At 33.5% G+C, this 10,869-nt stretch carries 8 protein-coding genes; 2 read left to right on the forward strand and 6 right to left on the reverse strand.

The window, feature by feature from the left end; translation table 11 throughout:
* Window position 1: 1 nt before the first annotated feature.
* Window positions 2-514 (reverse strand): hypothetical protein, encoded by a 513-nt coding sequence (locus BOW55_RS12075; protein WP_129024325.1) that lies wholly within the window; start codon window positions 512-514, stop codon window positions 2-4.
* A gap of 47 nt (window positions 515-561) precedes the next feature.
* Between BOW55_RS12075 and BOW55_RS12080 the strand changes: the two genes are divergently transcribed.
* Both BOW55_RS12080 and BOW55_RS12085 read left to right on the forward strand, forming a co-directional pair.
* Window positions 562-1,341, forward strand: a complete 780-nt coding sequence (locus BOW55_RS12080; protein ID WP_129024326.1) for a 5'-nucleotidase C-terminal domain-containing protein — start codon at window positions 562-564, stop codon at window positions 1,339-1,341.
* Between the two features lie 124 nt (window positions 1,342-1,465).
* A complete protein-coding gene (locus BOW55_RS12085; RefSeq protein WP_129024327.1) occupies window positions 1,466-2,377 on the forward strand; it encodes a bifunctional UDP-sugar hydrolase/5'-nucleotidase in 912 nt (303 codons plus the stop codon).
* Here the strand turns inward: BOW55_RS12085 and BOW55_RS12090 are convergent.
* From BOW55_RS12090 to BOW55_RS12110, 5 genes are all read right to left on the reverse strand, one after another.
* A complete protein-coding gene (locus BOW55_RS12090; RefSeq protein ID WP_089056055.1) occupies window positions 2,363-3,058 on the reverse strand; it encodes a hypothetical protein in 696 nt (231 codons plus the stop codon). The genes BOW55_RS12085 and BOW55_RS12090 overlap by 15 nt on opposite strands.
* Complete coding sequence (gene ligA / locus BOW55_RS12095) at window positions 3,045-5,051, reverse strand: NAD-dependent DNA ligase LigA (protein ID WP_129024328.1); 2,007 nt, start codon at window positions 5,049-5,051, stop codon at window positions 3,045-3,047. The genes BOW55_RS12090 and ligA overlap by 14 nt, the downstream gene beginning before the upstream one ends.
* 245 nt (window positions 5,052-5,296) lie before the next feature.
* On the reverse strand, window positions 5,297-7,231 hold the full coding sequence (locus BOW55_RS12100) for an OmpA family protein (protein ID WP_129024329.1): 1,935 nt from the start codon (window positions 7,229-7,231) through the stop codon (window positions 5,297-5,299).
* A gap of 12 nt (window positions 7,232-7,243) precedes the next feature.
* Window positions 7,244-8,176, reverse strand: coding sequence for a type IX secretion system membrane protein PorP/SprF (locus tag BOW55_RS12105; RefSeq protein ID WP_129024330.1), 933 nt, complete (start codon window positions 8,174-8,176; stop codon window positions 7,244-7,246).
* A gap of 46 nt (window positions 8,177-8,222) precedes the next feature.
* Window positions 8,223-10,869, reverse strand: a 2,647-nt coding sequence (locus BOW55_RS12110; RefSeq protein WP_129024331.1) for a gliding motility-associated C-terminal domain-containing protein, incomplete at its 5' end; no start/stop codon positions are given.

Below are 10,869 nucleotides of genomic sequence, written 5' to 3' on the forward strand. Positions count from 1 at the left end.
TTTATTTTATACTTTTTAAATACTTAAACAATTCTTTAATGAAAAGTTTATAATTTTCAATTTCGGTTTTAATCATCCAGCGATTTAATCTATTATCTACTGAAGCAAATCCTACTTTAAACTTAGCTTTTGAGCTGTTGGTTATCATCATCAAAATCGCTTTTTCGATTTCGTAGTAACTAATCAAAAGATCAAATTCTGTTTCGATAAATTCGTTTAAAAATTCTTCTGTAATCTCTCCTTTCCAATTGATATGATTTTTACCAAAAGTGGGTTCTGAATACGTTTCTTTTACTTTAAATTTATCTCTGTACGCAACGATTTTTATGTTTTCAGGAGCAATTCCATAAAGGGTTAATTCTTTTACTAACTCTTTAGAATACTGAAATTTGCTTTCATCAACCAATAAACCAATTGTTTGTACATTGCTTGTAAAGACTTCGTTTTTGAGATTATTCAAGTTATTTTTTAATGATTTTTTTACAAAAAATTCCTTTATATAATTTAAAAACATAGTACTTTTACCAAATTACAAAATTAATTATTTAAGCCGCATTTAAAATGGTAAAACTAAAAAAGTATAACCGATTTTTAAAACTTTTTGTTATATTCTTAACACTATTTTCAATATTTTCCTGCAGTACTAAAAAATACAATCTAACAAAAATAGAAGGAAAACAAATTCCTGTTACAGAAAAAAGTGCACAAACACCAGAAATTGAGTCTTTTGTAAAGCCTTATCGCGATCATATAAATAAAGACTTAGACAGTATTCTAGCTTACTGCCCTGAAACTCTTGACAAAAGTACCGGCAAATGGCAAACTAGCATAGGCTGCTTAATGGCTGATGTTTGTTTAGAGAGAGGAAATCTTGTTTTTAAGGCTCGTGAAAAGAAAGATATTGATTTATGCTTTTTAAATCATGGCGGTATTCGCGCTATTTTACCAAAGGGTAATGTCACTACAAGATCGGCTTTTGAAATTATGCCTTTTGAAAATAATCTTGTTGTTCTGGCTTTAAAAGGACAGCAGGTTTTAGAAATGACTGCTTATATTATTAAGGAGAAAAAACCTCATCCTTTATCTGGAATGACGTTTACGATTGCAAAGGATCAAACTGCTAAAAATATACTTATTCAGGGTAAACCTCTTGATCTCGATAAGGTTTATTATGTTGCTACTAATGATTATTTGGCTAATGGCGGAGACAGTATGAATTTTTTCCTAAAAAATGTTCAGAAATTTGATTTGAATTATAAGCTTCGAAATGTACTTATTGATTATTTCAAACAAGTTGACACTATTCCAGTACCTAAAAACATTAGAATTACTGAAGAGTAAAAAGTTCGCCACGAATTTTAAAATGCTAAAAAAGCAATTTGTATTAATTCGTGAAATCAGCGGTCAAAAAAACAGAATTACTAAAAAATAAAAATACGAGCGTTCCCGCAAAAATATATATACAATGAAAAGAAGAGAATTTATCGAAAAAACCGCTGCAAGTACTGCTTTATTAAGCTTAGGGTTATCATTAAGCAGTTTTGGAAGTAACGATGTTAAACATTTAACGATTCTTCACACGAACGATGTTCATAGTCATATAGATCCTTTTCCAGCTGATGATCCTCGTAATCCAAACAAGGGCGGTGTATCTCGCAGGGCGGCGCTTATTGAATCTATTCGTCAGGAAAATCCAAATGTTCTTTTATTAGATGCGGGCGATATTTTTCAAGGAACTCCTTATTTTAATTATTATGGGGGCGAACTTGAATTTAAGTTAATGAGTATGATGAAATATGATGCTTCGACTATAGGTAATCATGATTTTGATAATGGTTTGGATGGTTTGTATGCGCAAATGCCTCACGCTTCTTTTGATTTTATTTGTTCTAATTATGACTTTAAAAATACGGTCATGAACGGGCTTGTAAAACCTTATAAGATTTTTAATAAAAATGGTATTAAGGTTGGTGTTTTTGGTCTTGGTATAGAAATGGCAGGATTAGTTGACAAACAACTTTATAAGGAAACTGTTTATAATGATCCTGTTGAAATTGCTCAGGATATGACTCAATTATTGAAGAAAGAGAAAAAATGTGATTTAGTTGTTTGTCTTTCGCATTTAGGCTATAAGTATAGAGATGATTCTGCTAAAATCTGCGATTTAAAATTAGCTGAACTTACTCAGGATATTGATTTAATAATTGGCGGTCATACGCATACTTTTCTTGACAAACCTACTATTGTTAAAAATAAGGCGGGAGAAAATGTATTGGTAAATCAAGTTGGCTGCTATGGAATAAATTTAGGCCGAATTGATTTTTACTTTGATAAAGATAAAGCGCACAGCAATCAGGCTAGATCAATTGTTGTATAACGCTTTTCTATTATTTTTCTCTTTTTCAAGGAAATATTCAACCATAAAATAGTAAGCCAGAATTTGTGTTACGTCTCGAATTAAGACTAATACAATTGAGTACGAAAAGTATTCATTGAAAATATAGAATATATCCGAAAAAATATAACTTATTGCCATCAGGGACATTAATAAAGCCAAAAATGTTCCTTTTGTGATGTAACTTACAAATGAAAAATAACTCACTACACTAAGTACTATACCGTAAATGGTATAGACTGCATTAAATCTTTTCATTTTATCAAATTGCAGACTAAGCACTGAGATTAAAAGGTATACAATAAATATTACCACGATAGATATTGGCAGAATGTCCTTTTTTTTCAGTATTATTTTTTCGTGCTCGAAAATGAAAAGTTTCATGATTAACAGATATACAATCAAGAAACTTATCACTCCTCCTATTTCAGAAATTTCGATGTCCATAAGATCGAAAACCTGTCCTATAAAACAAAATAGAAAAATAAATCCTTCGGTTTTTCTAATCTTGAAATCGTTGCTTATCAAAAAATAAATAAAAATTGCAGGAAGCACGATTGCTTTAGCATAGATTGCTAAAAAATCCTGCCCTGTCCAATCAAAAATGACTGTAAACAGCAATGCTGAAAAAAATAAAATCAACGATGGTTTATTCGCTTTCATTCAATTTGTTTATAAAATCTTCCTCTGACAATATTGGAATATTCAGCTTGTTTGCTTTTTCTAATTTAGCTGGTCCCATATTATCTCCTGCTACTACAAAATCGGTTTTTGCAGAAATAGAACTTCCTACTTTCCCGCCATTATCTTCTATTGTTTTCTTTAATTCATCTCTAGAAAATGTGTTAAAGACTCCAGAAACAACAAAAGTTTTTCCTATAAATTTTTCAGTAGCATTTGGGTTGATTTTTTCAATTATTTCAAATTGAACTCCATAACTTTTTAAACGTTCTATGATGCGTTTGTTTTCTTCATTCTCAAAAAACTCTATAACACTTTTGGCAATTCTTTCTCCAATTTCATCTACTAAAATTAGATCCATTAGCGAGGCTTGGCTAAGTGCTTCAATGTTTTTATAATGTTTGGCTAATTTTTTTGCAACGGTTTCGCCGACAAAACGAATTCCAAGAGCAAACAAAACACTCTCAAATGGAATTTCTTTTGATTTTTGAACTCCTTTAACCAAGTTTTCAGCAGATTTTTGCGCCATTCTTTCTAGTGGAAGAATGTCTTCTACTTTCAATTCATAAAGGTCTGCGTAATTATGTACTAAACCATTATTGAATAGCAGTGCAACTGTTTCGCCTCCCAATCCTTCAATATCCATCGCTTTTCTTGAGATAAAATGCTGAATTCGTCCAATAATCTGCGGCGGACAGCCGTAAAAATTAGAACAGTAATGATTGGCTTCGCCTTCATTTCTTACCAATTCGGTTTGACATTCAGGGCAATGTGTAATATAATTTGTTTTTTCTGAGTTTTCTGGGCGTTTATCTAAATCTACTGCTATAATTTTAGGGATAATTTCGCCTCCTTTCTCAACAAAAACGGTGTCGTTTATTCTAATATCAAGTTTCTCAATTTGATCTGCATTATGCAATGAGGCTCTTTTTACAATGGTTCCTGCTAATTGCACTGGTTCTAAATTTGCAACTGGTGTAATGGCACCAGTACGCCCCACTTGATAAGATATTGATTTTAATTTTGTTGAAACTTGTTCTGATTTGAATTTGTATGCTATTGCCCAACGCGGCGACTTAGCGGTATATCCTAATTCTTCCTGCGAATGAATACTATTTACTTTGATTACTACACCATCTGTTTCATAAGGTAATTCGTGACGGTGCACATCCCAATAATCAATAAATTCAAACACTTCTTGCATGTTATTGACTAATTTGGCTTCTTTTGGCACTTTAAATCCCCAATTTCTTGCGGCTTCTAATCCTTCATATTGGGTTGTAAACGGAAGATCATTTCCTGTTACAAAATACAACAAACATTCTAACGGACGTTTTGCAACTTCGGCACTGTCTTGCAATTTTAAACTTCCTGAAGCTGTATTTCTTGGGTTTGAATACGGTGTTTCGCCAATCTCTATTAACTCTTGATTCATTTTTTCGAAACCTGCAAACGGAAGAATGATTTCTCCACGAATATCAAATTTTTCAGGATAGTTTCCTTTTAATTGTAAAGGAACTGACTTGATTGTTTTAATATTATTGGTTACCTCATCTCCTTGAAAACCATCTCCACGGGTTAATGCTTGCACTAGTTTTCCGTTTTCATAAGTTATACTGATTGAAGCTCCATCGTATTTTAATTCACACGTATATTGTAAATCTACATTGCCTAAAACACGTTGAATACGGTTTTCCCAATCAATTAAATCTTCTTTTGAATAGGAATTATCAAGCGAGTACATTCTGTACTGATGTGCAATGGTTTTAAAATTCTTTGTTATGGTTCCTCCAACACGTTGTGTAGGTGAATTTTCGTCAAAATACTCAGGATATTTACTTTCTAAATCTTGTAATTCTTTTAATTTAAGATCAAAATCATAATCTGAAATTGTGGCATTATCCAGCACATAATAGTTGTAATTGTGCTGATTTAGTTCGTTTCTTAAAGATTGAATGTTTTCTTGGATACTCATAAATAATAAAATGATGCTGATTTTGATCGAGAATAATTGAATATCAAAATTAGGATTATTTTTTGTTCAAAAAGCATAAGAATTGAAAGTTTTTAAAATCAAAAATCAAGCTGCAAAATCATGCAGCCTGATTTTCTTCTTGTCCATTATTCTTAAAAAAGAATTAAACAAAACCAACTTCCAAATGGTTTCTACTTTTATATTTTCAATACTGACTATCAAGTAATTAAATTGCAAATATAACGCTATTTTTGGATAATAATAAAGTCTGAACGTCTATTTAATAAATGCTCTTCTTCGGTACATTTTACACCGTTTTTACATTTATTAATTAATCTGCTTTCACCGTAACCAATGGCGCTTTCGATTCTTGAAGGATCTACGTCCTGCGAAATGATGTAATCGCGTGTCGATTTGGCTCTGTTATCGGATAGTTTCATGTTGTAAGCGTCTTTTCCTCGCGAATCTGTATGTGACTCAATTTTGATACGGATATTTGGGAATTTCTTCATAACAAATACTACTTTCGAGAGTTCTTCGATGGCTAGAGGTGTAATGTCGTATTTGTCATAATCAAAATAAATTGGTTTTACATCTACTTTTTCAACTCCTTGCTTTTTCACTACTAAATCATCATAATTGCTTAGTTCGAAGTTGACATCTTTAATTTCACCTTCGTTTTCATTTGTGGTTTCTACGGTTTTTTCATCACTGCTGTAGTTTGGTTTTGCTGCAATCATTTTTACTACTTTTCCACAGGGAACTGTTATAGCGTATTTACCTTCGAAATTTGTTTTTGTTTCGCCAAGTACTTCGCTAAATGAGTTATATGCCATTACGGTAACATCTGTTAAGGGAAGTCTGGATTTTCTATCAATTGCAATACCTGATATGCTTTGATTGCAAGTAGGTTTTCCTTTTGTAAACGAATAAATATCATCGTCTCCTTTTCCTCCAGCTCTATTTGATGAAACGTATCCGAAGCTTTCGGTTTTATCAATAATAAATGCAAAGTCATCTTTATTACTATTAATAGGTGCTCCGAGGTTTCGCGGTATTGAAAAACTTCCGTCGTCTAATAATGTGCTTTCATAAACATCTAAATCTCCCCATCCGTAATGTCCATCGGAAGAAAAATACAATGTTCCGTTTCTGAAAAATGGAAAAAGATCATTACCAAGAGTGTTAATATTCGGCCCTAGATTTTTAGGTGAATTCATTGTGCCATCGGTTGCAATTTTTACCACATATAAATCTGTTCCGCCAAATCCGCCCGGCATATCTGATGCAAAGAAAAGTAATTGACCGTCTTCGCTTAAAGAAGGATGTCCTACGGAGTAATCGTCACTGTCAAAGAAGACTTTTTCAGAATTTTCTAGTTTATTATTGACTATTGAACCTTTAATAATCTGAAAGTTATTCGTTTTACTTTCGTCAATTACTAATTTCTTTTTCTTTACAATATTTGTCGAATAATAAATGGTTTTTCCGCTGCTGTCAAATGTTGCTGTAGCTTCATGATACTTAGTCATTACGTTTGGAAGGAATAATTCTGCATTGAGCAAATTTCCATCAGCAGCGTTTCTTTCAGCAATATATAAGTTTAGAAATGGCTGATTGTTCCAGTTGTATAATTTTTGACTAAATTTTGTTGTATCTCTTGCAGATGTAAATACGATTTTATCTTGAAAAAAAGTAGCTCCAAAATCAGATTTATTGGTGTTTATATCCAAGTTTTTAATCTGATACAGCGATTTTGTTTTCGCTAAACTGTCCATTTGTTTTTTCTGAGTCACATAACGATTAATCTCTTTTTGATCTCCTTTTTTATTAAGATACTCTTTCGTAATTCTATCAGCATCATCATAATCCATAACTGCTTTCATTGTTTGGATGTATCGCAGATAATAAACGTCTGTCATATTATTATCCTGAGCTTCATATAGTTTTTTATACCATTTAAGCGCATTTCGAGCATCGGATATAAAATAATAGGAATCGGCGGCGTTCTTCAACGTTTGTGTCGATGGTTTTTTAATGTTTTGCAAACATTCTTCATAGGCTTTTGAAGCATCGAGATAAGAATAGTTTCTAAACAAGGCATCGGCTTTTTTTAAATTAGTTTGAGCAAAACCAAATGTCAAACTCAATACTAAACTAAGGATATATAGTTTTTTCATAGGTTTTTAATTTTAGAAGAATCGAGGAGATTTAATTTTACTTTGACCTTTGTTGAACTGGTAACGCAAAATGATTTCATGTGTTCCATCGTTATATTTATTTAACTGGCTCACTGTGTAATCGAAAGCATATCCTAAATAAAAACTCTTAGATATTTGAAAACCCGCTAAAATACTGACAGAATCATCTGTTCTATACGATGCACCGATGACAAATTTCTCGGCAATCATAAAATTTGCCGAAATATCAGCAGTAAGTGGTGCTCCACTCACTGCTTTTACTAAAAATGCGGGCTTGAATTTTAAGTTTGGATTTAAGTCAAAAACATAACCTCCCATTAAATAATAATGTAAACGGTCATAATCAACAGATTCCTGAACATCATCGTAATAAGTGCTTTGAATAAAACTAGGAACTGATAAACCTACATACCATTTATCTGTATAGTAATACACTCCTGCTCCAACAGCCAATTTTGCCTGATTGTTAATGTTTTGATTGAGTAAAACATCGTTTGAATCATAATATCTCCCTTTTGACCAGTCTATATTTAACATTCGCATACCCGCTTTTAATCCGAATGCTAATCTTTGTTCGTAACCTAAAGGAATCGAATAAGAGAAGTTTCCATCTAGATACAATTCATCTGACGGGCCGATTTTATCATTTACAATACTTAATCCTAAACCAATCTTTTCGTTGCGAAGTGGTGTCTGAAGAGAAAATGACTGTGTTTCTGGTGCTCCAGGAATTCCAATCCATTGCGAACGATATAAAAGAGCTGCTTCTAAACTGCCGGTAGACCCAGCATAAGCTGGATTTACCGCCATTGTGTTGTACATATATTGTGTGTACTCTGGATCTTGCTGCGCAGTTGCACAAAATGTGATTAAAGAACATATTATTACAAAATACGTTTCTAATGATTTTATATATAGTTTCATAACGATACTTATTTAGTTTAATTAATTAGATGATTAATCAAAACGCTTATCTCATAATAGATAACCATCCTTTTTTAACCGTTCCATCTCCAATGGTAATCACATAAAAATAAGTACCTGTTGGCAGCATATCTCCTCTATTAATTACTCCCGACACATTGGCCGTTCCGTTCCAATCATTTTCGTAATGCTGTTTACTATATACCAATGCTCCATATCTGTTATAAACTTTCAGCTCATTATTTGGATATGATTCGATACAATCGATTCTGAAAAGATCGTTTGCTCCATCGTTATTTGGCGTGAATTCATTGTAAACTGTTAAACAAATTGGAGTAACCGAAACTGAAGCTGAATTATTTGAAGCATCAACATCTAGTGGCGTTGAAATTTCTATTGTAGCCACATTCAAATAATTTCCGCTTGGCAATACCTCAGCCACAATTGTAAGTATAGCACTTTGACCAGAATTCAACGTTGGAATCGTCCAAAGCTGTGTCTTTGGGTCATAAACTCCTATTGTTGTACTTGAACTTACCAAATCATAACCGCTAGGCAGCAATTCGCTGACGATGGTATTTATAAAACTACCTTGTCCTACATTATTTACAGTCACTGTAAAGGTTACATGATCGCCAAAATTAGGTGTTGGATTATCGACTGTGTTTGTAATTGTTATATCTGAACAAGTCGCAACTGTTACACCCAAAGTCTTGGTGGTAGTTTCATTACAAGTATTGATATACGTAACTTGAACTTTACCCGGTCCAATATCTGACCATGAAATTGTAACATCATCATCTGATGTTCCACCGCCATTAATTATGGTTCCGTTAGTTACAGACCAAACGTAATTTGATTTTCCATTTGCTATTGAATAAGTCACACCTTGAAAAACACATGGTGTATCATCATTGGTTGTAATTGGAACTAAAGCATCATTTTCAAAACTAACTGTTACACCTAATCTTGAAGCTCCTCCACAACCATTTGTAAGATTGACAAGCGCATCTGCATAATATGTCGTAGCAGTTAACAATGTACTTGCAGTTAACGGAACTCCTCCTGTTGGTGTTGAATACCAAACCACATTTGCTTCATTAACCTGAATATTAGCTAATGTTGGTGACGCTGCTAAACAGAATATTTGTGCTGTTCTTGGTGTTGTAATTCTTCCAGGCGTATTTACTGTTACTGCAACTGCTAATCTATTAGGATTCTCGCAGTTTTTAGTGCTTGCTACCGCTCCATAATAAGTTCCGGTTGCTAAAGCTGTAGAAGCAGGAATAGCAGTACCTCCGGTTTGGGTGTTATACCAAATTACATTTGCTTCATTAACTTGTATACTTGCTACAGTAGGCGAAGCAGTTGAACAGAAATCTTGTGTTGTATCTGTTGTAGTTGGCGTTGGACTCGGATTTGTTACTGTAATTGTAACTTTTAAGCGAGCTGCGCTTTTACATCCTGTTGTAGTTTCTGTGATTTCTCCGTAATAGATACCAGAAGTTAGCGTAGTGGCGGCAGGAATTGCAGTTCCTCCAGAAGGAACATTAAACCATGATACATTGCTTTCATTTACGTTAATACTAGCAATGGTTGGTGCTGTCGTTGAACAAAACTCCTGCGCTGCATTATTAGTTGTCGGTGTAATTGAATTACCAACAGTAACGGTTACTTTTAATCTATTACTGCTCTCGCAACCTGTTACAGCATCTTTTAATACTGCAAAATAATCTCCATTTACTAATGGTGTACTTGAAGCAATCATTGTTCCTCCAGTCGCTGCGTTATACCAAATCACATTACTTTCATTAACTTGGATGTTGGCTACTGTTGGATTATTTCCTGAACAGAAAACCTGCGTTCCAGAAGTTGTTGTTGGTGTAACTGGATCTGTAACACTTACAGCTACAGCTTGTCTTACTTTGCTTTCGCAAGTCGTTGCAGCATCTTTTAAAGCTGCATAGTAAGTTCTTGTAGTTAATGCTGTTGCTGCTGTTACAACATTTCCTCCTGTTAATGCATCATACCAAACAATATTTCCTGTTACTGGACTTACATTAATACTTGCAATTGTCGGTGCATTTACCAAACAGAAATCTTGATCAGTATCCGCAATGTTTGTTGTACCCGGATCTGTAACATTTACCACTACTGCCAACCTTACATTACTTTCGCAAGTTGTTACGGCATCTTTTAGAGCAGCATAGTACGTTCTTGTAGTCAACACTGTTGCTGCTGTTACTACATTCCCTCCTGTTAATGCATCATACCAAACTATATTTCCTGCCTCTGGACTTACATTTATACTTGCAATTGTCGGTGCATTTATTAAACAGAAGTCCTGATCTTTATCTGCAATATTTGGCGTACCCGGATCTGATACATTTATCGCAACTGCTAATCTTACATTGCTTTCGCAAGTTGTTGTAGCATCTTTAAGAGCAGCGTAGTACGTTTTTGTAGTTAATGCTGTTGCTGATGTTACTACATTTCCTCCTGTTGAGGCATCGTACCAAACTATATTTCCTGTTTCTGGATTTGTATTAATACTTGCAATTGTTGGTGCATTTATCAAACAGAAGTCTTGATCTTTATCTGCAATATTTGGCGTACCCGGATCTGTAACATTTACAACTACAGCTTGTCTTACTTTGCTTTCACAAGTTGTTGTCCCATCTTTTAAGGCAGCA

It is taken from the genome of Flavobacterium sp. YO12 (assembly GCF_004119495.1).
Classification (GTDB): domain Bacteria; phylum Bacteroidota; class Bacteroidia; order Flavobacteriales; family Flavobacteriaceae; genus Flavobacterium.

Coding starts and splice junctions, on each gene's coding strand:
- BOW55_RS12075 (WP_129024325.1), bottom strand. CDS start 514: ATGTTTTTAAATTATATAAAGGAATTTTTTGTAAAAAAATCATTAAAA.
- BOW55_RS12080 (WP_129024326.1), top strand. CDS start 562: ATGGTAAAACTAAAAAAGTATAACCGATTTTTAAAACTTTTTGTTATA.
- BOW55_RS12085 (WP_129024327.1), top strand. CDS start 1,466: ATGAAAAGAAGAGAATTTATCGAAAAAACCGCTGCAAGTACTGCTTTA.
- BOW55_RS12090 (WP_089056055.1), bottom strand. CDS start 3,058: ATGAAAGCGAATAAACCATCGTTGATTTTATTTTTTTCAGCATTGCTG.
- ligA (WP_129024328.1), bottom strand. CDS start 5,051: ATGAGTATCCAAGAAAACATTCAATCTTTAAGAAACGAACTAAATCAG.
- BOW55_RS12100 (WP_129024329.1), bottom strand. CDS start 7,231: ATGAAAAAACTATATATCCTTAGTTTAGTATTGAGTTTGACATTTGGT.
- BOW55_RS12105 (WP_129024330.1), bottom strand. CDS start 8,176: ATGAAACTATATATAAAATCATTAGAAACGTATTTTGTAATAATATGT.